The sequence below is a fragment of the Rhizobium herbae genome (assembly GCF_019511375.1).
Lineage (GTDB): Bacteria > Pseudomonadota > Alphaproteobacteria > Rhizobiales > Rhizobiaceae > Pararhizobium > Pararhizobium herbae_A.
On the sequence record NZ_JAEUAO010000001.1, the window covers coordinates 1,159,748 to 1,186,524 of the forward strand.

General features: G+C 61.2%; 26 protein-coding genes and 1 pseudogene. 11 read left to right on the forward strand and 16 right to left on the reverse strand.

Features of this window, described 5'->3' with window-relative positions; all coding sequences use genetic code 11:
- Window positions 1–33: 33 nt before the first annotated feature.
- Both puuD and guaD read left to right on the forward strand, forming a co-directional pair.
- The gene (puuD, locus tag JNB71_RS05625; protein WP_220370810.1) at window positions 34–1,272 is read left to right on the forward strand and encodes a urate hydroxylase PuuD; all 1,239 of its coding nucleotides are present in this window, start codon (window positions 34–36) and stop codon (window positions 1,270–1,272) included.
- Window positions 1,269–2,579, forward strand: coding sequence for a guanine deaminase (gene guaD, locus JNB71_RS05630; protein WP_220370811.1), 1,311 nt, complete (start codon window positions 1,269–1,271; stop codon window positions 2,577–2,579). Before puuD ends, guaD begins: the two co-directional genes overlap by 4 nt.
- A 172-nt stretch (window positions 2,580–2,751) precedes the next feature.
- Here guaD and JNB71_RS05635 read toward each other — a convergent pair whose 3' ends face one another.
- From JNB71_RS05635 to JNB71_RS05655, 5 genes are all read right to left on the reverse strand, one after another.
- Window positions 2,752–4,683, reverse strand: a complete 1,932-nt coding sequence (locus JNB71_RS05635) for a beta-galactosidase (protein ID WP_220370812.1) — start codon at window positions 4,681–4,683, stop codon at window positions 2,752–2,754.
- Entirely contained in the window at window positions 4,683–5,780 is a 1,098-nt protein-coding gene (locus tag JNB71_RS05640; RefSeq protein WP_220370813.1) for an ABC transporter ATP-binding protein, read from the reverse strand. The genes JNB71_RS05635 and JNB71_RS05640 overlap by 1 nt, the downstream gene beginning before the upstream one ends.
- Window positions 5,781–5,825: 45 nt before the next feature.
- Entirely contained in the window at window positions 5,826–6,677 is an 852-nt protein-coding gene (locus tag JNB71_RS05645) for a carbohydrate ABC transporter permease (protein ID WP_220370814.1), read from the reverse strand.
- Window positions 6,677–7,585, reverse strand: a complete 909-nt coding sequence (locus JNB71_RS05650; protein ID WP_220370815.1) for a carbohydrate ABC transporter permease — start codon at window positions 7,583–7,585, stop codon at window positions 6,677–6,679. Before JNB71_RS05650 ends, JNB71_RS05645 begins: the two co-directional genes overlap by 1 nt.
- A gap of 181 nt (window positions 7,586–7,766) precedes the next feature.
- On the reverse strand, window positions 7,767–8,999 hold the full coding sequence (locus JNB71_RS05655; RefSeq protein WP_220370816.1) for an extracellular solute-binding protein: 1,233 nt from the start codon (window positions 8,997–8,999) through the stop codon (window positions 7,767–7,769).
- Window positions 9,000–9,162: 163 nt separating this feature from the next.
- Here JNB71_RS05655 and JNB71_RS05660 point away from each other — a divergent pair, with 163 nt between their 5' ends.
- The gene (locus JNB71_RS05660) at window positions 9,163–10,128 is read left to right on the forward strand and encodes a helix-turn-helix domain-containing protein (protein ID WP_220370817.1); all 966 of its coding nucleotides are present in this window, start codon (window positions 9,163–9,165) and stop codon (window positions 10,126–10,128) included.
- Window positions 10,129–10,237: 109 nt separating this feature from the next.
- A complete protein-coding gene (locus JNB71_RS05665) occupies window positions 10,238–11,380 on the forward strand; it encodes an alpha-hydroxy acid oxidase (protein WP_220370818.1) in 1,143 nt (380 codons plus the stop codon).
- Here JNB71_RS05665 and uraH read toward each other — a convergent pair.
- The 5 genes from uraH to JNB71_RS05690 all read right to left on the reverse strand — a co-directional run bounded on the left by uraH (window position 11,377) and on the right by JNB71_RS05690 (window position 14,663).
- A complete protein-coding gene (gene uraH / locus JNB71_RS05670; RefSeq protein WP_220370819.1) occupies window positions 11,377–11,739 on the reverse strand; it encodes a hydroxyisourate hydrolase in 363 nt (120 codons plus the stop codon). The genes JNB71_RS05665 and uraH overlap by 4 nt on opposite strands.
- A gap of 16 nt (window positions 11,740–11,755) precedes the next feature.
- Complete coding sequence (locus JNB71_RS05675) at window positions 11,756–12,253, reverse strand: ureidoglycolate lyase (protein ID WP_220370820.1); 498 nt, start codon at window positions 12,251–12,253, stop codon at window positions 11,756–11,758.
- A 42-nt stretch (window positions 12,254–12,295) separates the two neighbouring features.
- The gene (gene uraD, locus JNB71_RS05680) at window positions 12,296–12,799 is read right to left on the reverse strand and encodes a 2-oxo-4-hydroxy-4-carboxy-5-ureidoimidazoline decarboxylase (RefSeq protein ID WP_220370821.1); all 504 of its coding nucleotides are present in this window, start codon (window positions 12,797–12,799) and stop codon (window positions 12,296–12,298) included.
- Window positions 12,799–13,728, reverse strand: coding sequence for an allantoinase PuuE (gene puuE, locus JNB71_RS05685; protein WP_220370822.1), 930 nt, complete (start codon window positions 13,726–13,728; stop codon window positions 12,799–12,801). Before puuE ends, uraD begins: the two co-directional genes overlap by 1 nt.
- 128 nt (window positions 13,729–13,856) lie before the next feature.
- Complete coding sequence (locus JNB71_RS05690) at window positions 13,857–14,663, reverse strand: DUF1045 domain-containing protein (RefSeq protein WP_220370823.1); 807 nt, start codon at window positions 14,661–14,663, stop codon at window positions 13,857–13,859.
- Between the two features lie 201 nt (window positions 14,664–14,864).
- On the opposite strand from JNB71_RS05690, the gene JNB71_RS05695 reads away from it, so the two are divergent.
- Window positions 14,865–15,254, forward strand: a complete 390-nt coding sequence (locus JNB71_RS05695) for a PRC-barrel domain-containing protein (RefSeq protein WP_220370824.1) — start codon at window positions 14,865–14,867, stop codon at window positions 15,252–15,254.
- A 27-nt stretch (window positions 15,255–15,281) separates the two neighbouring features.
- Here the strand turns inward: JNB71_RS05695 and JNB71_RS05700 are convergent, their stop codons facing one another.
- Complete coding sequence (locus JNB71_RS05700) at window positions 15,282–16,436, reverse strand: NAD(P)/FAD-dependent oxidoreductase (RefSeq protein WP_220370825.1); 1,155 nt, start codon at window positions 16,434–16,436, stop codon at window positions 15,282–15,284.
- A gap of 39 nt (window positions 16,437–16,475) precedes the next feature.
- Here JNB71_RS05700 and mnmD point away from each other — a divergent pair, with 39 nt between their 5' ends.
- Complete coding sequence (mnmD, locus tag JNB71_RS05705; protein WP_220370826.1) at window positions 16,476–17,207, forward strand: tRNA (5-methylaminomethyl-2-thiouridine)(34)-methyltransferase MnmD; 732 nt, start codon at window positions 16,476–16,478, stop codon at window positions 17,205–17,207.
- A 115-nt stretch (window positions 17,208–17,322) separates the two neighbouring features.
- On the forward strand, window positions 17,323–18,909 hold the full coding sequence (locus tag JNB71_RS05710; protein WP_220370827.1) for a trimethylamine methyltransferase family protein: 1,587 nt from the start codon (window positions 17,323–17,325) through the stop codon (window positions 18,907–18,909).
- Between the two features lie 9 nt (window positions 18,910–18,918).
- Here JNB71_RS05710 and JNB71_RS05715 read toward each other — a convergent pair whose 3' ends face one another.
- Window positions 18,919–19,365 carry a host attachment protein gene (locus JNB71_RS05715; protein ID WP_220370828.1) on the reverse strand — a complete coding sequence of 149 codons (447 nt, stop codon included), beginning with the start codon at window positions 19,363–19,365 and terminating at the stop codon, window positions 18,919–18,921.
- A 614-nt stretch (window positions 19,366–19,979) separates the two neighbouring features.
- On the opposite strand from JNB71_RS05715, the gene JNB71_RS05720 reads away from it, so the two are divergent.
- The gene (locus JNB71_RS05720) at window positions 19,980–21,545 is read left to right on the forward strand and encodes a DEAD/DEAH box helicase (RefSeq protein ID WP_220370829.1); all 1,566 of its coding nucleotides are present in this window, start codon (window positions 19,980–19,982) and stop codon (window positions 21,543–21,545) included.
- Between the two features lie 5 nt (window positions 21,546–21,550).
- Here JNB71_RS05720 and JNB71_RS24790 read toward each other — a convergent pair whose 3' ends face one another.
- Together JNB71_RS24790 and JNB71_RS05725 are read right to left on the reverse strand one after the other, a co-directional pair.
- Window positions 21,551–21,655 (reverse strand): hypothetical protein, encoded by a 105-nt coding sequence (locus JNB71_RS24790; RefSeq protein ID WP_223215752.1) that lies wholly within the window; start codon window positions 21,653–21,655, stop codon window positions 21,551–21,553.
- Window positions 21,606–22,490, reverse strand: a pseudogene (locus JNB71_RS05725) (DMT family transporter); the annotation flags it as partial. The pseudogene JNB71_RS05725 and the gene JNB71_RS24790, both read right to left, overlap by 50 nt.
- 362 nt (window positions 22,491–22,852) lie before the next feature.
- Between JNB71_RS05725 and JNB71_RS05730 the strand changes: the two are divergent.
- From JNB71_RS05730 to JNB71_RS05740, 3 genes are read left to right on the forward strand one after another with little or no spacing between them, the layout of a single operon-like run.
- Window positions 22,853–24,247, forward strand: coding sequence for a circularly permuted type 2 ATP-grasp protein (locus JNB71_RS05730; protein ID WP_220371160.1), 1,395 nt, complete (start codon window positions 22,853–22,855; stop codon window positions 24,245–24,247).
- 5 nt (window positions 24,248–24,252) lie between these two features.
- A complete protein-coding gene (locus tag JNB71_RS05735; RefSeq protein WP_220370831.1) occupies window positions 24,253–25,191 on the forward strand; it encodes an alpha-E domain-containing protein in 939 nt (312 codons plus the stop codon).
- A gap of 22 nt (window positions 25,192–25,213) precedes the next feature.
- On the forward strand, window positions 25,214–26,035 hold the full coding sequence (locus tag JNB71_RS05740; protein WP_220370832.1) for a transglutaminase family protein: 822 nt from the start codon (window positions 25,214–25,216) through the stop codon (window positions 26,033–26,035).
- 12 nt (window positions 26,036–26,047) lie between these two features.
- Here JNB71_RS05740 and JNB71_RS05745 read toward each other — a convergent pair whose 3' ends face one another.
- Both JNB71_RS05745 and JNB71_RS05750 read right to left on the reverse strand, forming a co-directional pair.
- Window positions 26,048–26,461: a type II toxin-antitoxin system VapC family toxin gene (locus JNB71_RS05745; protein WP_220371161.1), complete on the reverse strand. Its 414-nt coding sequence runs from the start codon at window positions 26,459–26,461 to the stop codon at window positions 26,048–26,050.
- Window positions 26,458–26,703, reverse strand: a complete 246-nt coding sequence (locus tag JNB71_RS05750) for a type II toxin-antitoxin system Phd/YefM family antitoxin (protein WP_220370833.1) — start codon at window positions 26,701–26,703, stop codon at window positions 26,458–26,460. Before JNB71_RS05750 ends, JNB71_RS05745 begins: the two co-directional genes overlap by 4 nt.
- Window positions 26,704–26,777 lie beyond the last annotated feature (74 nt).

The window sequence follows — 26,777 nt, forward strand, 5'->3', positions numbered from 1 at the left end:
ATGTTGGATTGCGGAGGATGAAAGGGACTTGGAATGTATGAATTCGCCATCGCCTGGGAGTGGCTCGCCTTTGCCGTCCGCTGGCTGCACGTGATCACCGCGATTGCCTGGATCGGCTCTTCCTTCTATTTCATCGCGCTCGATCTCGGGCTGGTGAAGCGCGACCATCTGCCTGCAGGCGCCTCTGGCGAGGAATGGCAGGTGCACGGCGGCGGTTTCTACCACATCCAGAAATACCTCGTCGCGCCGGCGACCATGCCGGAACATCTCACGTGGTTCAAATGGGAGAGCTATGCGACCTGGCTATCCGGCTTTGCCATGCTCTGCCTGGTCTACTACGGCGGCGCCGACCTGTTCCTGATCGACCGGCATGTGCTTGATATCTCCGCGATCACCGCGATTGCCATTTCGCTCGCATCGCTCGCGATCGGCTGGATCTTCTACGACCAGCTCTGCAAGTCTCCGCTCGGCAAGAACACCTGGACGCTGATGGGCATCCTCTATGTCGCGCTGGTCCTCATGGCCTGGGGCTATACGCAGGTCTTCACCGGCCGCGCCGCCTTCCTGCATCTGGGCGCCTTCACAGCGACGATCATGTCGGCCAACGTCTTCTTCATCATCATGCCGAACCAACGCGTCGTTGTTGCCGACCTGATTGCCGGGCGAACGCCCGACCCGAAATACGGCGTCATCGCCAAGCAGCGCTCGCTGCACAACAACTATCTGACCCTGCCCGTCATCTTCTTCATGCTGTCGAATCATTATCCGCTGGCTTTCGCCACGGCCTATAACTGGGTGATCGCCGCACTGGTCTTCCTGATGGGCGTCACCATTCGGCATTGGTTCAATACCACGCATGCGAGAAAGGGGCGGCCGACCTGGACCTGGCTGGTCACGCTTTTGCTCTTCATCGTCATCATGTGGCTTTCCACCGAGCCGAAAATGTTGACCGGCGCCGCTTCGGCGGAAGTGTCGCCGGCCTTCCGGCAGTTCGCAGCCAATGCGCATTTCCCGGCAGTGAAGGATGCCGTTTCCACCCGCTGCTCCATGTGCCATTCTGCAGAGCCGGTCTACGAAGGCGTGAACCGGCCACCCAAGGGCGTGATGTTCGAAACGGACGCGGAGATCGCAGCCCACGCCCGCGAAATCTACCTCCAGGCCGGCCGCAGCCACGCCATGCCGCCGGGCAACGTTACCGACATGACGAACGACGAGCGCAAGCTGCTGACGGCATGGTTCGAAAGCTCGGTTTCGGAAGGCAGGACAGAATGACCGCCACCCTCATTCGTGGACGTACGTTGAGTTTCAAGCGCGCGCCCGCAGGCTTGGAGGACAAGCACGCCTATGCCTACGAGCCAGATGGCGCGCTGCTGATCGAAGATGGACTCATCCTTGCAAGCGGCAGTTATGATGCGGTCAAGGCGAAGGCGGCCGGTGACATCACCGAAATCGATCACCGCCCCCACCTCATCCTGCCCGGCTTCATCGACACACATCTGCATTTCCCGCAGATGCAGGTGATCGGTTCCTATGCCGCCAACCTGCTCGAATGGTTGAACACCTACACCTTCCCGGAGGAATGCCGGTTCGTCGAAACTGCGCATGCCGAGCGTATCGCGACGCATTTCTTCGATGAGATGGTGCGCCACGGCACGACCACGGCAGTCGCCTATTGCTCGGTGCACAAGACCTCCGCCGACGCCTTTTTCGCCGAAGCCCTGCGCCGCAACATGCGGATGGTGGCCGGCAAGGTAATGATGGACCGCAACGCGCCGCAGGGCCTGCTCGATACACCTGAGATGGCCTACGACGAGACTCGCGCGGTGATCGACCAATGGCACGGCAAGGGCCGCAACCACGTGGCCATCACCCCACGCTTCGCCATCACCTCGACGCCCGAGCAGATGTCGGCCGCGCAAGCACTGGTGCGCGAGTTTCCGGACCTGCACGTGCAGACGCACCTCTCGGAAAACCGCGACGAGATCGATTTCACCTGCTCGCTCTACCCTGAAGCCGCCGACTACACCGATGTCTACGCCCGCTACGGCCTGCTCGGCCCGAAAACGCTACTCGGCCACTGCATCCATCTGTCGGAGCGCGAAATGGATGTCATGAGCGAGACCGGCTCGATCGCCGTCCACTGCCCGACTTCCAACCTGTTTCTCGGCTCGGGGCTGTTTCCGCTGAAGAAGCTGGTGGGCCGCGATAAAGCCGTGCGCATTGCGGTCGCAACCGATATCGGCGGCGGATCGAGCTATTCCATGCTGCGCACCATGGACGAGGCTTACAAGATCCAGCAATTGCAAGCGGAGCGTCTCAATCCGTTGGAGAGCTTCTACTACATGACGCTCGGCAATGCGCGGGCGCTGTCGCTTGATAACAAAATCGGAACGCTCGAGCCCGGCACAGATGCCGACTTCATCGTGCTGAACATGGCGGCGACGCCGGCGACGGCGCTGAAAGCGGAGGTGGTGAACTCGCTTGCCGACGAGCTTTTCCTGCTGCAGACCATGGGGGATGATCGGGCGATTGCCGAAACTTATGTAGCAGGTGTGGCGGCGAAGACGGGGCTTGCGTAGAAAGACGCTGCCCTTGAGGCTATCGCGCGTGGAATGGAGGCTTACGGCACTCTCCCTCTTCTCCCCGCCGGGGAGAAGTGCCGAGCGTATGCGAGGCAATCAGGGGTTTTCTCGGCAGTCTCGGCGCCAGCGCCCCCCTCATGCGGCGGGGAGAAGAGGGAGCGCGCCCTGCCTACTCTTTCCAAGCCGACACCGCCTGCGGCTTCACCTCTGTCTCACCGAGAACGACGTTCGCACCTGCCGGTATTGCCCAAACCTCCGTCCCGTAGTTGAACGCAAACGTCATACCGCCGCGCTTGCGCAGCCGGATATGATCCGGAAGCGACACCGTTTCGAGACCCGCCTTTGCCGCCAAGTGGGTCAGGGTCTGCCGCAGGAGTTCCTGATCAGGCCAGCAGGCGAGATAGTGGTGCCCGTCCTTGGCCGTCAGCGCAGGGTCACCATTGGCGAAGGTCGCGAGCACCTCACCGTCCGCCTCGACATATTCCCGCCAGCGAATGGCAGCTCCGGAGACAGCGCCTGATACTGCATCGTCGAGCCCCGGACGCAGCGATGACACCTGCGTGACCCGAACGCCCGCAAGCTTCGCAAGCGGGCCTGGCGGCAGATTTTCCGGAATGGCAAACTGGCGCGTGCGCGAGCCGGAGCGCGGGCCGTAGAGCACGATACCATCGGCAGCGCTGAAGGCCTGCAAAGCAGCGTCGGCGACCATCATCAGCGAGGGCACGAGCACCAGCTTGTACCCTTCGAGGGCAGTACCCGGGGGGAGGAAATCGACATTCAGACCAAGCTTGCGCACCGCCTCGTACCAGCGGAAGGCCAGGTCGTGATACTGGAAATCCCTGCCCTGCGGCTGGATGACCGTCGCCCAATAGGTCTCGTAGTCGTAGACGATGGCAACCGGAGCCTGCTCCGTTGCCGGCAACACCCCGGTTTCGATGATCTCGCGCCCGACGATCTCCGCCTCGCGCCCGCCAACCGACAACTCGTCCGACCCCGGCAGATTGAGGCCCGCATGCATCTGTTCCTGCGCGAAGGGCGCCTGGCGCCAGCGGAAATAGCTGACGACTTCGGCACCATGCGCCAGCGCTTCCCAGGTCCAGAGCCGCACCATGCCGGGCTTCGGCACCGGGTTCCACGGCGCCCAGTTCACCGGTCCCGGCTGCTGCTCCATGATCCAGAATCGGCCGCGGCCGACGCCGCGATAAAGATCGTGGTGGAACGGCGCGATGTCGGGATGAGAGGTTTCCGCCCAGCGGTTTCTCTCTTCCTGGCTGAAGGGAAACTTCTCGACGAAACCGATCGGATAGCTGTCCCACGACGCGAGGTCGAGGTTTTCGCCGACCTTCCAGTGGTCGAAATCGTTGACGAAGCCCATGAAGTTATGGGTGATCCAGCGGCCGGGTGAATTCTTGCGGATGATCTCGCATTGCATCTTGTCATAGGCGGCCACCTGCTGCGACTGGAAGCGCCAGAAATCGAGCCGTGCCGCGGGATTGGTCTCGGTCACGGTCAGGTTCGGCAGCACGACATCCTCGAAGCTCGCCACCTCCATCGACCAGAAGACATTGCCCCAGGCTTCGTTGAGCTGGTCGGTCGACTGGTAGCGGAGCCTCAGCCAGCGGCGGAACGCCTTGAGGTCTTCCGCTCCCCAGGACTGCGTCGTGTCGTGGCAGCCATATTCGTTGTCGGTCTGCCAGCCGTCGAGCGCCGGGTGTTCGCCATAGCGCTTGGCGATGATCTCGACGATGCGGGCGCTTTCGCGCCACCAGACCTCGGAGGAGAAGGTATAATGCCGACGCGAACCGAAGCCGCGTACGCGCCCCTGCTGATCGACCGGCGCGATCTCCGGATATTCGTCCATCAGCCATTTCGGCGGCGTCGCCGTCGGCGTACCGAGCACGACCTTCAGTCCCGCGGCGCCGAGCGTATCCATGGCCCGGTCGAGCCAGGCGAAATCGAACTCGCCCCGCTTCGGCTCCAGCCGCGACCAGGCGAATTCGCCGATGCGTACGAAGGAAATGCCCATGTCCCGCATGCGGCGGGCATCCTTCGCCCACCAGGCTTCCGGCCAGTGTTCCGGATAATAGCAAACGCCAAGCATTATTTCGTCAAATCCCCGTTGATGATGGCGACGCCAGACGCGTCGAAGAGATGGCAGGCCTTGGGCGGAATGCCGATGCGGAAGTCCGCGCCCGGATGCGCTGTTGCCAGCCCGTCGGCCTTGACGGCGACGTCGCTGCCATCGGTGAGGCTCACATAGAACATCGTCTCGGAGCCGAGATATTCGGCGAGCCGGAGCTTTGCCGGCAGGATGGCCCCGTCCTTGCCGTCAGCATCGATATGCTCGGGCCGAATGCCCAGTGTCACCGCTTGGCCGTCACTGACGCGGGCATGTCCGGCCGGCAGCAGGATTTCGACGCCGCCGACCAGGGTGACGCGGATCTGATCACCGGCGGGCGAAGCCGTCGCCTTTAGAAAATTCATTTTCGGCGAGCCGATGAAGCCGGCGACGAAGAGGTTCTTCGGCCGGTGATAGAGTTCCAGCGGCGAACCGATCTGCTCGATCGAACCTGCGGAGAGCACCACGATCTTGTCGGCCATGGTCATGGCCTCGACCTGATCGTGGGTGACGTAGATCATCGTTGCCTTCAGGTCCTGATGCAGGGTGCTGATCTCGGTGCGCATCTGGACGCGCAGCGCGGCGTCGAGGTTCGACAGCGGCTCGTCGAACAGGAAGACCTCCGGATTTCGGACGATGGCGCGGCCGATGGCAACGCGCTGGCGCTGGCCACCGGAAAGCTGCGACGGTTTGCGGGCGAGCAGCGGCTCGAGCTGCAGCATCTTTGCGGCGCGCTGCATGCGCTTTTCTATCTCCGCCTTGTCATGGCCGGTCATGCGCAGCCCGAAGCCGATATTGTCGGCAACCGTCATGTGTGGATAAAGCGCATAGGACTGGAACACCATCGCCACGCCGCGATCGGACGGGCCGACATGGGTCATGTCCTTGCCGCCGATCTTGAGTTCGCCCGACGAGATTTCCTCAAGCCCGGCAACCATCCGCAACAGCGTAGACTTGCCGCAGCCCGAAGGACCAACGAAGACGCAGAACTCGCCGTCGGCGATCGAGAAATCGACGCCCTTGATGACACTGACCGAGCCGAACTGCTTGGTGACATTGCGGAGCGTGACGTCAGCCATTGGCCCTGCCTCCCGATGAAAGTTGAAATGTGGAAAACGCGGCGATCATCCCTTGGTCGCTCCCAGCGTCAGGCCGGCAATGAAATGCTTCTGCATCAGGAAGAACATCAGCACCGGCGGCATGGCTGCGACGATCGAGCCGGCCGACACCAGGTGCCAGGCAGCGATCCATTGGCCGTTCAGCGAATAGAGCCCCGCGGTCACCGGCATGGCGTGCTGCCCCTGCACCAGGACCGTCGCCCAGAAATAATCGTTCCAGATGAAAGTGAACACCAGCACCGACAGGGCAGCGATCGCCGGTCGCATCAGGGGAAGGACGATGTAGCGGAAGATGCGCCATTCGCTGACGCCTTCGACGCGGGCGGATTCGATCAGCGCAAAGGGTAGCGACGTGATGAAATTCCGCATGAACAAGGTGCAGAAACCAGTCTGGAAGGCGATATGGAAGAGCACCAGACCGGCGATGCTGTCATAGAGCCCGGCCCGCAGCGTCATGTCGCGCACCGGCACCATCAGGATCTGAAAGGGGATGAAATTACCCGCGACGAAGAGGAAGAAGATCAGGAGATTGGCGCGGAACCTGTAGACCGCCAGTGCGAAACCGGACAGGCAGGCGAGCCCGACGGCGCCGATGACGGTCGGGATCGTCACCTTGAAGGAATTGAGAATGTACCAGCCGATCGGCGAATCCCTGAAGACTGCCGTATAGTTATCGATGCCGGCGAAGCGCGAGGGAATGCCGAAATAGTTTCCGGCAGCCAGATCCGTGGATGGCCGCACCGAGGTGATGGCGACCCCGATCAATGGCAAGAGCCACAAGATCAATGCGATCGGCAGGATGATCGTATAGGCGTGGCGCACCCAGGGCGCAGCCTTCTGGACAGGGGTCGGAAACATCAGGCGTGCCTTTCCCGCATCAGCATGCGCACGATGAACAGGGTGATGAAGACCATCATGATCATGAAGAGGACGACGGCGATCGCCGCGCCATAGCCCATGCGGTAGCCGTATTCCGATAGCGCCTGCTCATACATGTAGAACGAAAGCACGCGGCTCGAGCCATAGGGGCCGCCATCCGTCATGATCGAGACCAGGTCGAAGGAGCGCAAGGCACCGATGACGGTGACGACGATGGCGATGAAGGTGGCAGGACCGAGCTGGGGCAGGATGATGTTCCACAGCAGCGACCAGCCCCTTGCGCCATCCATGCGGGCCGCCTCGACCTGTTCCGGGTTGATGTTGTTGAGACCGGTCAGGTAGAGGATCATGCAGTAGGCAATCTGCGGCCAGAGACCGGCGGCGATGATACCGAGCGTCACGTAGCGCTCGTCAGCAAGGATCGCGATGCTTTGGCCGGTCAGCGTCTTGATCAGCGCGGACAGAAGACCGAAATCCGGCGCATAGAACCAGGTGAAGATCAGGCCGACGACGACCTGGCTGATCACGAACGGAAAGAAGAACAGCGACTTGTAGAGCCGGATGCCGGTGACCGTCTGGTTAAGGAACAGCGCCACGGCAAGGCCCGCGGGCACGGCCAAAAGATAGAGCACCAGCCAGAGGATGTTGTTCTTCAGCGAGGTATAGAAGGCTTCGTCATCGAGAAGCTCGACATAATTTCCCAAACCGATCCAGGTTTTCGGGCCAAGTCCGTCCCAATCGTAAAAGCTGATCCAGATCGACTGGAAGATCGGAATAATCACATAGATTGCGAACATGATCATGCCGGGCGCCAGAAACAGCCAGGGCGCCAGGCGCTGCTGGTTGCGCTTCCAGAAACCGGATCTCGCGGAAACGGTGCTGCCCATCGCTGCCACCTCGTTGACGTAGTTTGAAAATCGACCGTAGTCTCGGCGGTCGCCCTCACCCGAGGCCTCTCCCGGCGGACGGGGAGAGGAATTGACCCGCGATCGCCGCGTGTCCCTTCTCCCCGCCTGCGGGGAGAAGGTGGCCGGCAGGCCGGATAAGGGACTGAAGCCGATTTGAAGGTTACTTGTAGATACGCCCGCGAGCCTTTTCGAGGCGTTCGAGAATCGCGTCGACATTGTCCGGCTTGACCATGAACTGCTGGAAGCCTTCCATTCCGACCTTAGCCATTTCAGCCGGGGCGTCGCGGTCGTAGAACTGTGCAAGCGCATAGGCGTTTGCCAGCATGTCGAACCCGGCCTTGAGGAACGGATCGTTCGACTTGGCGGACTGGTTGTTGACCGGAAGCTGTCCCAGGACCTCGTTCATCTTGGTCTGCGCCTCAGGCGTTGCAAGATAGGCGAGGAACTTGCGGGCATCTTCCTTGTTCTTCGCACCCGACGGGATGTGGAAGGACTCGGTCGGTGCATCTTCGGCCATCGGAATGCCGGCGGTGATCTCCGGGAACTGCAGGAAGCCGATCTGCTCTTCCTTCAATCCGCCGTCCTTCATGGCGGCGACGGCAAAGTTGCCCATGAGGTACATCGGTGCCTTGCCCTGGACGAACTGCGGAATGGCATCCTGCCAGTCGATCGCCGCATGGTTTTCGAGGAAATAGCCGGGCTTTACCAGTTCGGCCCATTTCTCGAACACCGCCTTCACCTTCGGATCGGTGTAGGGAACCTTGCCGGCCGTCAGGTCCATGTGGAATTCGTAGCCGTTGACGCGCAAGTTCAGGTAGTCGAACCAGCCGCCCGTCGGCCACAATGCCTTGGTGCCGATCGCAAACGGCGTCATTCCGGCTGCCTTCAGCTTTTCGCAGGCGGCGACCAGCTCTGCCCAGTTCTTCGGCGGCGTGATGCCCTGCTCGGCAAAGATGTCCTTCCGGTAGTAGATGCCCCACTGATAGTAGGAATAGGGAATGCCCCATTTCTTGCCGTCGATTTCCATCGACTTGACGGCGGACTTCAACTGGTCGTCCAGCTTGTTTTCAGTCCAGAGGTCGGTCACATCCTCGAACAGGCCGGCCTTGACGAAGGGGGCCATGCGGTTGCCCGAATACCAGGCGACCACATCGGGCGCATCAGCGGTCAAAAAGTTGCGGATCGCGGACTTGTAGCCTTCGTGGTCGAAATTGTTCCACTTGACGGTCACCTCCGGATGGGCCGTCTTGAAGCCTTCGAGCAGCGTTTCCATTGCCTTTTTCGGCGCCGGATCGGACTGGTCGGAGTTGATGACGAGTTCGCCTGCGAAGGCGGCGGACATGGTGAGCGCATAGCCGAGCGCGAGCCCGGTAGCGACTTTAAAAGAAATCATTACATCCTCCCAAGGATCAGCGTGTGGTGTTCATGCCCTTGTCTCCTGCGGTTTATCCTGGTCCTCTTTCCCGCATGAGCCGCTTGACCTTGCTGCCGAAACCCGCAATCTACTTCCGACATTCCGGCATTAATTTCCGTTATCCTAAGATCATCGAGGAGACATGGCGAGACGGCGCAAACCGGTGAATCTGCTCGGCGCGACAGCGGTCCATCCGGAGCGCGACCCCGCGCATCCTCTCGTCGTCTTTGGCGATCATCGCTTCTGCGCGGGCGACAATATCAATGTGCGGCGGATGGCGGGCCCGCACATGCACAGCCAGATCGAACTCAATTTCGTGCTCGAAGGCGAGATGACCTACTGGTTCGACGGGCGCGAACTCAGCGTATCCGAGGGGCGGCTTTGCCTGTTCTGGGGCATGATCCCGCATCAGGTAACGGACATTAAGGAGCCGACTCGCTTCATCTGCCTCTATGTGCCGATGTCCGTCTTTCTGGCGCTTCCAAGCCTCAGCCGCTTTCGCGACGCGGTCTTTCGTGGCGCCATGATCGAGGCCCTGGATATCCGCCCCTACGACCGCGACATCTTCATGCGATGGCGCGAGGAGCTTCTGTCGGGCGACGAGGAACTGGAACAGATCGTCCGCGAGGAACTCGGCGCACGCGTCCGCCGCCTTGATCGCGAAGGCTGGCGCGACCTGCGCGAGCAGGGATCGGCGATCGCCTCCTTTGCGCACCAAGATGCCGACCGGATGTTCCATGTCGAGCGCATGATGCGCTTCATCGCCGAACACGCACTGGAAAACATAACCGCCGAGGATGTGGGACGCGATGTCGGCCTGCATCCGAACTATGCCATGGGCATCTTCAAGCGCACTGTCGGCATGACCATCAACCAATCGATCGTCCGCCACCGGCTGGATACGGCCCAGTCGCTGCTCATTTCCACGGATCTGCCGATCACCACCGTCGCCTTCGAGGCGGGTTTCGGTTCGCTCTCCCGTTTCTATGAAGCATTTCACGACCGGTTCGGCACCAGGCCCGGCACATTCCGCCGTCGCCTTGCCAAGCCGCCCCGGGCACGCGAGGTTCACGCGACCGCCGGCGGGCAAATTGTGGCGCCCGACTGAAAGCCGCGCAGAGAGGTAAAATAATTTTACCTCTTGCCGTTCCCGCTCTTAACAACGGTTCGCGAAACATGGTATTGCCAACCACTCCCTTTGAGATGGAAAACCGCGCATGTCCCAAATCCTCGAAATCCGCGACCTGAAGGCGCTTGCCCAGCGCCGCGTCCCGAAGATGTTCTTCGACTATGCCGATAGCGGCGCCTGGACCGAGGGAACCTATCGCGCCAACGAGGAGGATTTTCATAAGATCAAGCTACGACAGCGGGTGCTGGTCGACATGACCAACCGGTCGCTGGAAAGCACCATGATCGGCCAGAAGGTCTCGATGCCTGTCGCCCTTTCGCCGACCGGCCTGACCGGCATGCAGCATGCCGACGGCGAAATCTTGGCGGCGAAGGCGGCCGAGGATTTCGGTGTGCCCTTCACGCTTTCGACGATGAGCATCTGTTCGATCGAGGATGTGGCATTGGCGACGACCAAACCCTTCTGGTTCCAGCTTTACGTCATGCGCGACCGCGACTTCGTCAGGAACCTGATCGAACGCGCCAAGGCGGCAAAATGCTCGGCGTTGGTATTGACGCTTGATTTGCAGATCCTTGGCCAACGCCACAAGGACCTCCGCAACGGCCTCTCCGCCCCACCGAAATTCACGCCCAAGCATATCTGGCAGATGGCGACACGGCCGCTTTGGTGCATGCAGATGCTGCAGACCAAGCGCCGCAGTTTCGGCAATATCGTCGGCCACGCGAAAAACGTCTCGGACCTGTCGTCTCTTTCGGTCTGGACGGCCGAACAGTTCGATCCGCGCCTCTCCTGGGACGACGTCGCCTGGATCAAGGAATTGTGGGGCGGGCCGCTGATCCTCAAGGGCATCCTCGATGTCGAGGACGCGAAGATGGCAGCGCGGACCGGCGCAGACGCGATCATCGTCTCCAATCACGGCGGCCGGCAGCTCGACGGTGCCCCGTCCTCCATCAGCATGCTGCCAAAAATCGTCGATGCGGTCGGCGACATGATCGAGGTCCATCTCGACGGCGGTATCCGCTCGGGCCAGGACGTGCTGAAGGCCATCGCGCTCGGCGCCAGGGGCACCTATATCGGCCGCCCCTTCCTCTACGGTCTCGGCGCCGGCGGCAAGGCCGGCGTGACGCTGGCGCTCGATATCATCCGCAAGGAACTCGACATCACCATGGCGCTGTGCGGCAAGCGGGATATCCGCAACATCGGCCGGGATGTGATTGCGCAGGGACTTTAACTTCCCCGATAGGTCGAATAGCTGAACGGCGAGAGCAGCAGCGGCACGTGATAATGGCTGGCTGCATCGGCGATGCCGAAGCGTAGCGGGATGAGGTCGAGGAACGCCGGTTTCGGCAGACTGGCACCCGTGGCGCGCAGGTAGTCGCCTGCATGAAACAGCAACTCGTAGGTCCCGACCCTGAATGCCTCGCCGTCGAGCAACGGCCCGTCTACCCGGCCGTCACTGTTGGTTTCGACCGTGCGCAGCAGGCGGCGCTTTTCTCCCTCGACCGCGAACAGATCTATCTTCAGGCCCTGTGCCGGTTTGCCGAGGGCGGTATCGAGGACGTGGGTTGTCAGGCGGCCGGCGTTGCTCATCGGGATTTGCTCGCGCTTACACGGGGTTCGGAATGATGAAGGGCTCGTCGTAAAAGACTTCTACCAGATTGTTGCCCGGGCCGTCGCGATCCACAACGAGGAAATCGCTGACCGCGTTGACGGCCATCAGGGGGTGATGCCAGACGTTGCGACCATAATTGACGCCCTGGCTCCCCGTCGCGAGGAAAACGCGTGGAATACCCGGCTTGCCGCCATCGTCCGGCGCGACGACCGCGAGCCACGGGCCGCCTCCGATCGGCGAAAAGCTCTGCGACCCCAAGGGATGGCGTTCCATCATCGTCAGGCGGTAAGGGAAGCTGCGCGGCTGGCCACGAAAGATATTGATGATCACGCGGGCGCCGTCGCCCGTCATGTCGGCACAAGCGAGCGCATGAAACCGCTCGGTCGAGCCGCCGTTGATCAGACGCATGGATGCCGGATTCGCTTCGATGACCGTGCCGAAGGAAGCGAAGGCGGCCGCAGTCAAAGGCTCGATCGTTAAAAGCTGTGGCATCAGTCTGTCGATCCCGCCGCAAAACAGCGTGGCGGAGCAATGTCAGGCATTGGCGTCTCCCGGAAGCATGGAATGCAAACGCAGCAGCGCAATCTTCTCGACCTGCGCTGACGCCGTCTCAAATTCCTCTTGCCGGTCGTTGTCAATCCGCCTTTCGAAGGCAGACAGAATATCGTCCTTGCTGAGCCCCTTGACCGCGATGATGAAGGGAAAGCCGAACTTTTCCGTATAGGCAGTGTTCAGTTCGGTGAAACGGGCGTGTTCCGAAGGGCTCAGACGGTCGAGACCGGCAGAAGCCTGCTCGGCCTTCGAATCGTCCGTCAGTTCTCCGGCGATCGCCAGCTTCCCCGCAAGGTCCGGATGGGCGCATAGAACCCCTAGGCGCTCCGCGTCCGAGGCGGCACGGAAGGCGGCAACGAGCGCGGCATGGACGGCGTTCGTCGTCAACGCGACCTGCGGATTTGCGTCGAAGGCACGCTCCGCCACCCAGGGAGAATGCTCGAAGACGCCGCCGAACCGTGCGACGAAGCTTTCGCGTGCGCTCATCACAATCCGCCCTCTGGCTTGTGATGCGCGTACCAATGCCGAGCAATATCGATACGCTTGGGGGTCCAGACCTTCTCATGGCTTAAGACATAATCGATGAACCGGGCCAGCGCCGCGGCCCGGCCGGGGCGGCCGACGAGGCGGCAGTGCAGGCCGACATTCATCATCTTCGGACTGCCCTCCTTGCCCTCGGCATAGAGCACGTCGAACGTGTCCTTCAGATAGGTGAAAAACTGGTCGCCGGCATTGAAACCCTGCGGCGTCGCAAAGCGCATGTCGTTGGCATCGAGCGTATAGGGAATGATCAGATGCGGTTTGTCCCTGGTCAGACCGGGAACCCAGTAGGGCAATTCGTCGGCATAGCTGTCGGAGGAATAGACGAAGCCGCCCTCCTCCAGAATGAGCTTCAGCGTGTTGTTCGAGGGCTTGCCCTGATACATGCCGAGGGGATGCGAGCCGGTCAGTTCCTTGTGCAGGCGCACGGCCTCGAGAATGTGCTTTCGCTCTTCCTCTTCCGGGAAGTCCTTGTATTCCAGCCAGCGGTAGCCATGGCTGGCGATTTCCCAGCCTGCCTCCTTCATTGCAGCGACCGCTTCCGGATTGCGCGCCATGGCAAGCGTCACGCCATAGACCGTCACGTCGACATTGCGGCTGGTAAACATCCGCCAGAGCCGCCAGAAGCCGGCGCGAGCGCCATACTCGTAGATCGATTCCATGTTGAGATTGCGCTGGCCGGGCCACGGCTGCGCGCCGACGATCTCCGACAGCAGTGATTCGGACGCCTTGTCGTTGTCGAGAATGCAGCTTTCGCCGCCCTCCTCGTAGTTGACCACGAATTGCACGGCTATGCGCGCATCGCCCGGCCAGCGGACCTGCGGAGGATTGCGGCCATAGCCGACGAGATCACGTGGATAGGATTGTTTTGCCATCAAATCACCCTTCGAATTTGCCGCGACGGTAGCATTCGGGATGGGAAATTCGAAGTCGAAATGGTGAAAATCGCCGTCTATCCAAGGCAAGGATAGGCGATTGCGTCTATGCAACAGCCTGCCTGCGATCAGCAATTCGCCTGCAGAAGACGCGCGGCAAGTGCCGCCCTTGTCGCGGCAGTGCGTGGCCGGTCCGATATCGCTGTCGTGCCTACGCGCGCGCTGGCCCCAACCGGCCGGTGTGCAGAGAGTTTTCCGAGTGGGTGCTGTGAATGGACACGAAGCGGCGCGCCGGCCTCCGGCTCGATAAAGAGCGCAAGGCTGGAAATCTTCAACGGCTCATTCAGCAAAGGCGCGAAAAATTCGCGAAGCGCATGCTCGAAGCGGTAGTTGAGGCTGGGATGTATCGGACCCGTCAGCGTCATGTGAAAACGAAACTCGTCCATCACATAAGGGTAGCCCCAGCGATGCAGATTGGAGAACTGCGATGCCGTCAGGCGGTCCGGATCCCGTCGTTCGATCTCCGCATCACTTAGCGGTGCACGGAAGGTGTCGAACGCCTGGACGACCGAGGCGGCAAGGTGGTTCATCTGTTCACACGGGACCGAGGGCGCCAGGCCGTAGAACTCGCCGAGCCTTGCGATTTCCATGCGCGGAATTTCAAACGGCGTCGCGGTGCTGGCAAAATGCATCAGGGCTTTCAGCAGCGCCGCCTCGCTCGTGTCCGAATGAAGCCGGAACGGTGCCTTGATGGTGCCGTGAAACCCATAGCGGCGCGGCACGGCCGTATGAAACGCCAGTTCCTGCCGGCTGAAGCCGGCGATCGACGGCGCTTCGGGGGCTTCGCCGGAATATGCGTTGCGGCCAAGCCAGCTTGCCGCTGCGACCGACAAGGGATCATAGATCGACGGCGTAAAATAGATGGCGTACCGCATCTGCTCCGCTCCGTTGCAACTCAATGCGAGCGGGTTAAGTGATTTGCGTGACAGAATGACGAATAATCACGGTCGCCAATCAGAAACGGTCAACTCAGTCCGAAGGACAAGAGATTTCTCCGAAAAAGCCCCTGATCTTGTCGGAACCAACCTGCTTTAGCTTCGTTTTGTCTGCGGTAGCACCAAAAACGGAGAAGAATCGTGACTTACCAAGATACCAATCGTCAGGACCCCAACATCAGGGAAACCCACGACCTGATCGCCAGCGACAAGGTCGAAGGCACCCGCGTTTATGGTCAGGATGGCCAGCACATCGGCTCGATCGAACGCGTCATCATCGAAAAGCGCAGCGGGCGTGTTTCCTACGCCGTCCTCGCTTTCGGCGGTTTCCTTGGCATGGGCGAGGATCACTACCCCGTACCTTGGGCCAAGCTGACCTACGATGAAAACCTCGGCGGATACCGCACGGATTTGACACGCGAGATGGTCGAGAACGCCCCGAGATATCACGGCGACGATGAATATGACTGGAACAAGGATAATGGTCGCCGCGTCTATGACTATTACGGCGTGCCGCCCTACTGGATGTAGGCAAGGCAGTGCCCGCTTTCGGCCCCGCTACCGCGGGGCCTTTGCTTTTTCCGACACCAAAAGATCGAGGTGAGTCCGACAGCAGAAGGACGCAGGCAGGGAATTGTCCGCTTCGCCGCAGATTTCGCCGATCACGGCCGATGCCAGCCGATGCGCGATGCCGAAGCTGATCTTGAACCCGCCGGTCAAGGCGTGGATACGCGGATGATCAGGATGACGCCCGGCCATCGGGTCCCGCCCGATCGCCTTCGGTCGCACGCCTGCCCAGCGCTCGATGACCGGGGCATTGCGAACGCGCGCCACCAGGTCCTCCGCACGGGCGAGAAGTGCATCAAGTTGCCCGTCCGTTGAAAAGGGTCGGTCGAAGGCGTTTTCGCTGGTGCTGCCGACGGCGACCATGCCGTTTTCGTGCGGTACAATATAAATCCCGTCGGTAAACACCACCGGCAGGCTCGGATCGATATCGGCTCTGAGCAGCGCCGCCTGCCCCTTGACGCCCGCACCGCTTGCGCCGGTCCCGCTCGTCAAGCCATCCAGGAAGGAGAAAGCGTCAACACCGTTCGCGATGACGCAATCACCGAAGGCCTGCGTGCTCCCGTCGGCGAAATCGGCGCGCCCGGCGATCGGATCGATGCGGACAAGCGCCCGCCCTTCTTCGATCCGGATAAGATTTGACCGGCGCAGGTACGTCGAGAGCATGGCAAGGAACGGCCGCGGCGCGACCCGGGCGGCGAGCGTATCAAACACGACGCCGCTTTCGGAGAGCGCGCTATTCAGCCACCCGTCAACGGGGGCCCGGTCACGGACATGCCAGTGGAACTGCCGGTCGCCGGCCCGCCAGTTGATCAGCGCGTCCTGTTCATGCCGAAGGGCGATCGTGCGCAGATGCGGCTTTGAAAGAGGCATGAGACGACCGCAACGGCGATAGCCTGCCGAGAGCCCCGTCGCCGCCTCGAGCGCCGCAATTTCGGTCTCTAGCGAAACGAGGGCGTCGAATTGGAACTGTTTCTTGGCGTTCCAGCGATCCGGCATATGCGGCATCAGCGCGCCGAGCACGCCGCCGCTTGCCCCGGCGCCGATCACGTCTCGCTCGACAATCAGGGTTCGCAATCCGGCCCTCTCGGCCATCACGCCGGCCCAGAGCCCCATGATGCCGCCGCCGATGATCAACAGATCTGTCATCGATTGACCTTCTCAGATAGGCAGATTATCGCTTCGCCCATGACCCGCGAAAACCTTGAAAATACGGCGGTGCCCGACCGGCAAACGCTTGAATGGCGCGAAGGCGATATGCCCTATTCGCAGGAGTTTGGCGACCATTTTTATTGCCGTGAGGATGGCCGGCTGGAATGCGGTCATGTGTTTCTTGGCGGCAACGGCTTGCCTGAACGGTGGCAGCGGTCGGGCCAGTTCCGCATCGGCGAACTCGGCTTCGGCACCGGGCTGAACTTCTGCGAAACCTGGCGGCGATGGAAAGAGACACGCACCGAAGGCGGAGAGCTTCATTTCGTCTCGTTTGAGCGCTTCCCGATGGATACCGGCGAGATCAATCGAGCGCTGTCACGCTGGCCGGAAATTGACGCAGAACGGCAGGCTCTCCGCGCGCAATGGCCGGCGCAGCCGAGTGGCATTGTCGACCTCGATTTCGGCGATATCCGCCTGACCGTCGTCTGCGGCGCAGCCCTCGACGAGATCGCCCGTTTCTCCGGTCTGTTCGATGCCTGGTATCTCGACGGTTTTGCTCCACGGCGCAATCCGGACATGTGGTCGCAAGAACTGATGCATCTCGTCCACGCGAAGACTGTGGACGGCGGCACCTTTGCGACCTACGCCGCGGCCGGCTTCGTCCGCCGCAATTTGGAGGCTGCAGGATTCATCATTGATCGCCGTCCCGGCTTCGGCAGCAAGCGGGAAATGCTCTGCGGCATGAAACCGACATTCCGCGTCGCTTGAAAACCAGCCCCCGCAACCGTCCTTCTCTGCCAAGGAAGTTTGCTGTCGCAAATGGCAACGCATGCTGGGCGACGAAACGGCACCATGCCTTTCTGTCCTAACCGATGGTATAGCCATGCGTGAGAATGAATTTCCGCACTCCTTTCCGGCCGGGCCAGATGCTCCCCTGGAACGCCGCCGCAGAACCGGCGGGCGCGGCGCCGAGCGGCAGCGAAGAGGCGCCGAAAATTCGAAATATCTCAACCTTGTCAACGAGATGTCGAAATCCACCGTTGTGACGGACGAGGCGCTGGAGGCCGTTCACGATGCCTCGCTGACGATTCTCGAGGAAATCGGCATGGACATTATCCTGCCGGAAGCGCGCGCGCGCATGAAGGCTGCCGGCGCGGACGTAACGCCCGGCACCGATCGTGTCCGGTTCGACCGCGGGCTGATCATGGACATGATCTCGACGGTTCCTTCCCGCTTCACGATGCATGCGCGCAACCCGATCCGCAATGTCGAGATCGGCGGCAACAATCTCGTTTTCGCGCAGATCGCCTCAGCCCCCTTCGTTGCCGACCGGGAAGGCGGACGCCGGGCCGGCAACCAGGAAGACTACCGCAAGCTGGTGAAGCTTGCCCAGTCCTACGACATCATTCACACGACCGGCGGTTATCCGGTCGAACCGGTCGATATCCACGCCTCGGTGCGCCATCTCGATTGCCTGGCGGACATGGTGAAGCTCACCGACAAGGTGTTCCACTGCTATTCGCTCGGGGCGCAGCGCAATCTCGATGCCCTGGAAATCGCCCGTATCGGCCGCGGCATCACCGCCGAGCAGATGGAGAGCGAGCCTTCGCTCTTCACGATCATCAATACCTCCTCGCCGCTGCGTCTCGACGGACCGATGCTCCAGGGCATCATCGAAATGTCCTCGCGCAACCAGGTGGTGGTGGTGACGCCGTTCACCCTGGCGGGCGCCATGGCGCCGGTGACGATTGCCGGTGCCGTCGTGCAGCAGAATGCAGAGGCCCTGGCGGGTATCGCGTTTACCCAGATGGTGCGGCGCGGTTCGCCGGTCATGTATGGCGGCTTCACTTCGAACGTCGACATGAAGACCGGGGCGCCCGCCTTCGGCACACCGGAATATATGAAGGCTGTCATTGCCGGCGGCCAGCTCGCGCGCCGTTACAAAATTCCCTACCGCACCTCCAACACCAACGCGTCGAACACCCTCGACGCGCAAGCCGCCTACGAGTCGGCGCTATCGCTCTGGGCGCTGACGCAGGGCGGCGGCAACTTCATCATGCACGCGGCGGGCTGGAGCGAAGGTGGATTGACGGCATCCTTCGAGAAATTCATCCTGGACGTCGATATGCTGCAAATGGTCGCCGAATTCCTGAAACCGCTCGACGTCGGCGAAGATGCGCTCGGTCTCGACGCAGTCCGTGATGTCGGTCCGGGCGGCCACTATTTCGGCACCGCCCATACGCTCGCACGGTATGAGACGGCCTTCTACTCGCCGATCCTGTCGGACTGGCGCAATTTCGAAACCTGGACCGAAGCCGGACGGCCGACGACATATGATCACGCCAACCGCGTCTTCAAGGCGAAACTGAACGAATATGAGCGCCCGCCGCTCGATCCGGCCATCGAGGAGGAACTCGATGCCTTCGTCGCCCGCCGGAAGGCTGAAGGCGGCGTTCCGACGGACTTTTAGCGAAACGGATCAGTGGGACATCGCCGAGCGGACCGACGAGATCAGCTTGTCGGTCGGCAGGTTGCTGTAGTCCTTGCAGATTTCCACCATGGTCTTGGCGCGCGTGGCGGGAGAGAGGATGGAACGCAGGTGGCCGAGCGTCTGCGGTGCAGCACAAAGCACGAGGCGGTCGAACGCCCCTTCCTGCGCATACATGTCGAGCTTGCTCGCGACGTCAGATGTAAACTTCTGCTGTTGTTCGCGCACCGGGTCGCTTGAATATTCCATCGCCGAGCGCCCGTGACCGACAGATGAATGGCTCCGTCCCGGCTTGTCGGCCATGATGTCCTGGACACGCTTCGTATCCAGCTGGAAAATCTCCTGCTCGGGGCTCTGATGACCGTCTTTGAAAAAATTCACTCCCTTCAACAGACGTGCCTGATTTCCATCGGCGGCAAGAATCCATGTCGTCGTCATCGTCGTCTTCTCCTCGAGCTTAGCCACCCAAATGTTTACAACATCTGTGGCGCGGCGAAATGAACGCGCAACGCACCTCACTGCGGGAACGCGGCACCCACCGGCACCAACGCGCAGGACAAAGGAAGGTTCCTGAAAATACCACAAACTCGAAGATGGGCAAAGGTGACAACCGCATCTGTCACCCGAATCACCGCCGTGTCAGGGGCGGAATCGCCATGTGTCCGGAACCGCTGACGAACCTCCTTTGCTTCAGTCTGCGGTATTACCGCAGCCCTCCGGTCCGGACCGGCGGTGTCAGGTTTGCATGCCGCACAGGCCGTTCCCTTCGCACCTGCAAAAACTAGCCCTTGACTTTTGGCGGCAAACCAACGACATGGGGGCAGCGTCACCTTCTGGCCGCCGCGTGAGCGAGCCCTGCGGGATTTTACCGATCCGTACCGAAGGATAAGCGCACCAGAGAATGTCCTGCCAAACGCGGCAGGATGCAGCGCAGACAGCTCAATCAACCCACAAGTTCCCAGATCACGCGGGGTTCTTGACGCGAAGCGAAACCGGAACCGCATGGTGCAGTTCCGGCGAAATTCGTTTTGCGCCCCCGAAAAGGTAATACATTGACCACTTTTAAAGACCTTGGCCTCTCCGAGCACGTTCTTTCGACCCTCTCCTCCCTGGGTTTCGAAACGCCGACGCCAATTCAGGCTGAAGCGATCCCGCTCGTGATGGAAGGCCATGACCTGGTCGGTCTCGCCCAGACCGGCACCGGCAAGACCGCGGCATTCGGCCTGCCGATGATCGAAAAGATGCTCGCCGACGGCAAGCGTCCCGATCCGCGCAACATTCGCGCCCTCGTTCTTGCTCCGACCCGCGAACTGGTGAACCAGATCGCCGCGAACCTGAAGGACTTCGTCAAGAAGACGCCGATAAAGATCGGCGTCGTGGTCGGCGGCGCCTCAATAAACAAGCAGTCGGAGCAGCTTTCCCGCGGCGTCGATATCCTCGTCGCCACGCCCGGCCGCCTCCTCGACCTCGTCGCCCGCAAGGCCGTGACATTGACGCAGGCCCGCTATCTCGTTCTCGATGAAGCCGACCAGATGCTGGACCTCGGCTTCATCCACGACCTGCGCAAGATTTCCAAGCTGGTGCCGAAGAACCGCCAGACGCTGCTGTTCTCGGCCACCATGCCGAAGGCGATCGCAGACCTCGCGAGCGAATATCTGAGCACGCCGAAGCGCGTCGAAGTCACGCCTCCGGGCAAGGCAGCCGACAAGGTCGAGCAGTATGTCCACTTCGTCGCCGGCCAAAGCCAGAAGACCGAGATCCTCAAGAAGACGCTGACCGAGAACCCCGATGGCCGCGCCATGGTTTTCTCGCGCACCAAGCACGGCGCCGAGAAGCTGATGAAGCACCTGGATCACGTCGGCTTCTCCGTCGCCTCGATCCACGGCAACAAGAGCCAGGGTCAGCGCGAACGGGCCTTGAAGGCATTCCGTGACGGCGAGACGCGCGTCCTCGTGGCAACCGACGTCGCCGCTCGCGGCATCGATATTCCCGGCGTCACCCACGTCTACAACTACGACCTGCCGGAGGTGCCGGACGCCTATGTGCACCGTATCGGCCGTACCGCCCGCGCCGGTCGTGACGGTATTGCCATCGCCTTCTGCGCTCCGGACGAAATCCGCCTGCTGCGCGACATCGAACGCCTGATGAAGATCGAGATCGCGGTTGCGAGCGGCGATGTTCCGGCCGACCGCGCCCGCCCGAAGGGTGCCCGCGGCGGCAATGGCGCCCGCAACGCGTCGCGCCCGGCCGGCAACGGCCACAATGAACGTCGTCCGCGCCCGCAGGGCGGCAGCGATAACGTGCAGCGCGCCGAGCGTTCGGCTCCGAGCCCGTTTGCCGGAGACGACCTCCTGCTGGGTGACAACCCTTCGCAGAAGAAGCAGCACCGCAAGGGCCAGGGCCCGGCCGCACAGGCTGCCCACGAACAGGCACTGGCCAAACGTCACGGTGGCAATCGCAATGGTGGACGCCCCGGCCAGAAGCACGGCGAATGGCGCAATCGCAACCACGGTGGCAATGCCGCTGGCACCCAGAACCGCGAAGGCGGCAATGGCGCCGCTGCTCAAGGCCAGCGCCGCCGGGCCAACGGCAACGGACCGCGCCGCGAAGAGGCGTAAGCCTTCTATTTAAGCGTCAATCGGACGGATAGCGGCGGGCTCGACCCGCCGTTTTTCATGCGTGGACGCGGTAGTCTTGCGGTTGGTGAGATAGACGCCGACAACAGCAATCGCGGTTCCGACGATCATCGGCAGTGTCAGCGCCTCATCGAAAAACAGCCACGCCTGCAGCGCGGCGAGCGGCGGCACCAGATAGATCAGCGACGCCGCGCGCGACACCTGCCCGCGGCGGATCAGATAGAGCAGCAAGGCGATCGCTCCCATCGACAGGCCGAGCACCGCCCAGCCGAGCGCGGCGAACAGCTGCACGCTCCAGACCACGCGCATGTCCTCGAGAAAAAACGCGGCCGGCAGGGTGACGGTCAGAGCGCCGACATATTGCAGCATCGCGGTCGAGCGGATGTCCTCATGCTGCAGATGCCGCTTCTGATAGATCGTACCGTAGGTGACGGCAGCCATCCCCAGAACATTGACGACGACCGGGAACAGATCGATCGGGGTTGCTCCCGTATCGATCGCCATTACCTTGGGCACCACCGCAAGCGCGATGCCGAGGAAACCGAGCCCCAACCCGAGCTTCTGCTGACCTGACAGGTTTTCCCCGATCAGGGCCGGAGCCACAGCCGCCGTCATCAATGGCTGCAGTCCAGCGATAATGCCCGAGATTGCCGCCGGGACGCCTTGGCCGATGGCCCACCATACGGCGCCGAGATAAAGCCCATGCAGGAAAATTCCGGAAACGACCGCATGACCGGCCGCCGCCCATGTCTTCGGCCAGGCCGCTCCGGACACAAGACAGAAGCCTATGAACAGAAGGGTCGCGAGCAGGTAGCGCAGAACGAGGAATGTCAGCGGGTCGGCATAGATGCCGGCATATTTCGCAATCACCCAGCCCGTCGACCAGAGCAAAACGAAAATGGCCGGAGCCAGGCGGTCGAGGGTCATGCATGCTCCTGCTGCGATTGCGTAGTCGGTGCCTGCGTAAAGCGGCCCGGGATGATGGTCAAAGCAAAATTCCTGATGCTTAGCATCAACGATTTGCGCATTTTTCTTCGCCTAAAAAATGTGCAGATCTATCCACTGTACCGGGCCATTTTATGAGAGATAGACATCGCCACCCCTGATTGCGGACAGGCGATGCGTAAACTCGCGTCATTACACTCGCCACGTTGAGGTACTCAGCCTAAAAAAGCGGCAATTCGACGCGAAAATTTCTTTTGCCTTCCAGCGAGCATGCTTCTTGCATTGCCCCTGCTGTTGTACTCAAATGGCAAAAAAAGGGGACCACACCGTTGGCATTTGACGAAATGATGAATGCGGACAACAGTCCGCGCCAGCCTTACACGACTTACAATGATTGGTACGCCAGCCAGGACAAGGCCCGCCTGATCGCAAAATCAAAAGAGGCCGAAAACATCTTCCGCAAGACGGGCATCACATTCGCGGTCTACGGACACGCCGACAGCTCAGAAAAACTCATCCCCTTCGATCTGATCCCGCGCATCATTTCCGGCCGCGAATGGCGCAAGCTGGCGCAAGGCATCGAGCAACGGGTCATCGCCCTCAATGCCTTCCTCGACGACATCTACCACAAGCAGGAAATCATCAAGGCCGGCCGCATTCCGCGCGAGTTGGTCGAGCGCAACGAAGCCTTCCTGCCGCAGATGATCGGTTTCCGACCGCCGGGCGGCGTCTACACCCACATCGTCGGTACCGACATCGTGCGCACCGGCGAAGACCAGTTCTATGTCCTGGAAGACAATGCCCGCACCCCTTCCGGTGTCAGCTACATGCTGGAAAACCGGGAAACGATGATGCAGATGTTCCCCGAACTCTTCCATCAGAACCGCGTCCGGCCGGTCGAAAACTACCCCTATCTGCTGCGCCATAGCCTCGCGTCGCTTGCGCCTCCCGGCTGCCAAGGCAAGCCGCGCGTCGCGGTGCTCACGCCGGGCATCTACAACTCGGCCTATTACGAGCACGCTTTCCTCGCCGACATGATGGGCGTCGAACTGGTCGAGGGCTCGGACCTGCGCGTCATCGACGGCAGGGTGAAGATGCGGACCACACGCGGTTACGAGGCGATCGACGTCCTCTACCGCCGTGTCGACGACGACTATCTCGACCCCCTCACCTTCAAGCCCGAATCGGCGCTCGGGATTCCGGGGATCATGGACGTCTATCGCGCCGGCAACATCACCATTGCCAACGCGCCGGGGACCGGCATCTGCGACGACAAGGCGATCTATTCCTATATGCCGGAAATCGTTGAGTTCTATACCGGTCGCAAGGCGCTGCTCGAGAACGTACCGACGTGGCGTTGTTCCGAGCCCGACAGCCTGAAATACGTGCTGGAAAACCTTAGTGACCTCGTCGTCAAGGAAGTGCACGGCTCCGGCGGCTACGGCATGCTGGTCGGCCCGACCGCCTCCAAAAAGGAGCATGCCGTTTTCGCCGAAAAGCTGAAAGCTCGGCCAGCGAACTACATTGCGCAACCCACCCTCTCCCTTTCGACAGTGCCAATCCTCGTCAACAAGGGCATCGCGCCACGCCATGTGGATCTGCGGCCTTACGTCCTCGTCTCCGACAAGGTGCAGATCATTCCTGGCGGGCTCACCCGTGTGGCTTTGAAGGCCGGCTCACTGGTGGTGAATTCCAGCCAGGGCGGCGGCACCAAGGATACCTGGGTTCTGGAGGACTGACACGCATGCTCGGAAGAACCGCAAACGGCCTTTACTGGATGTTCCGCTATATTGAGCGGGCCGAAAACAGCGCCCGGCTGATCGATGCCGGCCTGCGCATGTCGCTCACCCGCTCGCAGGCGTCGGAAGACGACTGGGACGGCGTGCTGCAAAGCTCCGGGGTCCGCGACATCTATGACGATCTCTATGAAAAACTGTCCAGCGCCGATGCCATCGACTTTCTGCTGCGCGACAGGGCAAACCCCTCAAGCGTCATGTCCTGCATTGACGCGGGCCGCAACAATGCCCGCATGGTCCGGACGGCTCTGACGCGAGAGACCTGGGAAGCCACCAACGAATGCTGGCTCGACCTCAAGGCGATGCTGGCCCGACGGGTGAAAGCCGCGGACCTGCCGGAGGCCATCGACGCGATCAAGCGCAAGACGGGCCTGATCCGTGGCGCTTTCCACGGCACCATGCTGCGCAATGAGATCTTCAATTTCTCGCGCATCGGCACCTTCATCGAACGAGCCGACAACACGGCGCGCATTCTCGACGTGAAATACTACGTGCTGCTTCCGGCAGTCTCGCAGGTCGGCTCCTCAATCGACAACGTGCAATGGGAATCGATCCTGCGATCGGTCTCGGCACATCGCTCCTACGGCTGGGTCTATGAGGCGGAGTACAAGCCGTCGCATATCGCCGACTTCCTGATCCTCAACGGCCGCATGCCGCGTTCGCTTGCCTATTGTTATGAGAAGATCGTCAGCAATCTCGGCTATCTCGCCCGCGAATACGGTGAAAGCCACGCAGCGCATGCAACGGCAGAGGAAACGCTCACCTCGCTGCGCAATCATTCGATCAAGGACGTGATGGACCAGGGGCTGCACGAATATATCGAGAACTTCATCAGCCACAATAACCGTCTGGGACAGGAAATCTCCGACGGTTACCGGTTCTACTAGGTCGGGTGGGAGGAAAGACTAAATGCGTCTGAAGATCAGCCACACGACCGAATACACCTATGACGAGCCGGTGCAATATTCACTGCAGCGACTGCGGCTGACGCCTCTGACCCAGCCCGGCCAGACGGTCATCAGTTGGGAAACCTCTGTCGAGGGCGCCCACATGGAGGTCGCCTATGACGATCACTTTGGAAACCGGGTCAATCTGGTCAGCGTCAATGGCGATCAGACGTCGATTCGCATCACCGCCAGCGGCGAAGTCGAGACAGAGGACAAAGCCGGCGTCTTTGGCGTCCACCAGGCCTATGCGCCGCTCTGGCTTTACCTGCGCGACACGCCGCTGACGAAGATGACGAAACCGATCCGCAACCTCGCCAAGGCGATGAGCGGCGACACGGACCTCGCCAAGATGCATGGGCTGATGGGCAAGATCAATGAGATTGTCGAATACAAGCCTGGCGAAACCGGAGCGCAGACGACGGCTGAGGAGGCCTTGCAAAAGAAGTACGGCGTCTGCCAGGACCATGCGCACATCATGATCGCAGCCGCCCGTACGCTCGGTCTGCCCGCCCGCTACGTCTCCGGCTACCTGATGATGGACGACCAGCCGGAAGAGGCGGCAAGCCACGCCTGGGCGGAAGTGCACCTGAACGGCCTCGGGTGGGTCGGCTTCGACGCCGCCAACAATGTTTGCCCCGACGACCGCTATGTCCGCATCGCCTGCGGGCTGGACTATCGCGATGCCGCGCCGATTTCCGGGCTCGTTCATGGGTCTGCGACCGAAGCCCTGAAGGTGGCGGTGACCGTCGAGCACCAGGGTCAGAGCCAGACGCAGAGCCAGTGAACGAACGCTGCGTCATGCCGAGGCGGCAAGCGTACCGACATGACCCCTCGCGCCGTAGGAAAGGATCACCCGGTCTGCGGTCATCAGGGGCACTTGATGAAAGCGCGCCGTGGCAACGATCATCCTGTCGGCAGGGTCAGCATGAAAGTCTCCAGGTAGCCGGACGCTGCCGACGGAAATTGGAGCCTCCAGGGGCGCAAGGGTGATGCCTGGCAGCGCCAGCGCACGACTGATCCATCGTTCAACGTCGTCGCCCAGCACGATACGCCCCTTCTGCGCCAGCATGGCGATCTCCCAAGGCGTGATAGCGGCAATCAGGATACGGCTGCGTCGCGTCATGTCATCGATTACACGTCGGGCCGTCTCGCCAAGACGCGGATCGTCCTGAACGGCCCAGATCAGAACATGCGTGTCGAGCACGATCACCGGCTCGCGTCCCATTCGTCTGCTGCGACGGCTGGCGAAAATGGATCGTCATAGGCAAGTACAGTGCCCTTCATTGCCCCGATAATGCTGGTACGCCCCGAAGCAGCCGCTATCGGCGAAAGCACGGCAACAGGTTTGCCGCGCTTGGTAATGACGATCGGTTCACCGTCATCAGCCATCTGCTCAATCAGATGCAGGCATTTCGCCTTGAACTCGGCAGCACCGATCGCTTTCGAGGACATGACTATATCTCCTGTACATGTAGACAGAATATATAGTCTCCTATCGGTGAGAGCGCAATGCAGGCGCCGGAATC

Bases quoted from the DNA above. Each gene is read 5' to 3' on its own strand.
- puuD (WP_220370810.1), top strand. From the start codon at position 34: ATGTATGAATTCGCCATCGCCTGGGAGTGGCTCGCCTTTGCCGTCCGC.
- guaD (WP_220370811.1), top strand. From the start codon at position 1,269: ATGACCGCCACCCTCATTCGTGGACGTACGTTGAGTTTCAAGCGCGCG.
- JNB71_RS05635 (WP_220370812.1), bottom strand. From the start codon at position 4,683: ATGCTTGGCGTTTGCTATTATCCGGAACACTGGCCGGAAGCCTGGTGG.
- JNB71_RS05640 (WP_220370813.1), bottom strand. From the start codon at position 5,780: ATGGCTGACGTCACGCTCCGCAATGTCACCAAGCAGTTCGGCTCGGTC.
- JNB71_RS05645 (WP_220370814.1), bottom strand. From the start codon at position 6,677: ATGTTTCCGACCCCTGTCCAGAAGGCTGCGCCCTGGGTGCGCCACGCC.
- JNB71_RS05650 (WP_220370815.1), bottom strand. From the start codon at position 7,585: ATGGGCAGCACCGTTTCCGCGAGATCCGGTTTCTGGAAGCGCAACCAG.
- JNB71_RS05655 (WP_220370816.1), bottom strand. From the start codon at position 8,999: ATGATTTCTTTTAAAGTCGCTACCGGGCTCGCGCTCGGCTATGCGCTC.
- JNB71_RS05660 (WP_220370817.1), top strand. From the start codon at position 9,163: ATGGCGAGACGGCGCAAACCGGTGAATCTGCTCGGCGCGACAGCGGTC.
- JNB71_RS05665 (WP_220370818.1), top strand. From the start codon at position 10,238: ATGTCCCAAATCCTCGAAATCCGCGACCTGAAGGCGCTTGCCCAGCGC.
- uraH (WP_220370819.1), bottom strand. From the start codon at position 11,739: ATGAGCAACGCCGGCCGCCTGACAACCCACGTCCTCGATACCGCCCTC.
- JNB71_RS05675 (WP_220370820.1), bottom strand. From the start codon at position 12,253: ATGCCACAGCTTTTAACGATCGAGCCTTTGACTGCGGCCGCCTTCGCT.
- uraD (WP_220370821.1), bottom strand. From the start codon at position 12,799: ATGAGCGCACGCGAAAGCTTCGTCGCACGGTTCGGCGGCGTCTTCGAG.
- puuE (WP_220370822.1), bottom strand. From the start codon at position 13,728: ATGGCAAAACAATCCTATCCACGTGATCTCGTCGGCTATGGCCGCAAT.
- JNB71_RS05690 (WP_220370823.1), bottom strand. From the start codon at position 14,663: ATGCGGTACGCCATCTATTTTACGCCGTCGATCTATGATCCCTTGTCG.
- JNB71_RS05700 (WP_220370825.1), bottom strand. From the start codon at position 16,436: ATGACAGATCTGTTGATCATCGGCGGCGGCATCATGGGGCTCTGGGCC.
- mnmD (WP_220370826.1), top strand. From the start codon at position 16,476: ATGACCCGCGAAAACCTTGAAAATACGGCGGTGCCCGACCGGCAAACG.
- JNB71_RS05710 (WP_220370827.1), top strand. From the start codon at position 17,323: ATGCGTGAGAATGAATTTCCGCACTCCTTTCCGGCCGGGCCAGATGCT.
- JNB71_RS05715 (WP_220370828.1), bottom strand. From the start codon at position 19,365: ATGACGACGACATGGATTCTTGCCGCCGATGGAAATCAGGCACGTCTG.
- JNB71_RS05730 (WP_220371160.1), top strand. From the start codon at position 22,853: ATGATGAATGCGGACAACAGTCCGCGCCAGCCTTACACGACTTACAAT.
- JNB71_RS05735 (WP_220370831.1), top strand. From the start codon at position 24,253: ATGCTCGGAAGAACCGCAAACGGCCTTTACTGGATGTTCCGCTATATT.
- JNB71_RS05740 (WP_220370832.1), top strand. From the start codon at position 25,214: ATGCGTCTGAAGATCAGCCACACGACCGAATACACCTATGACGAGCCG.
- JNB71_RS05750 (WP_220370833.1), bottom strand. From the start codon at position 26,703: ATGTCCTCGAAAGCGATCGGTGCTGCCGAGTTCAAGGCGAAATGCCTG.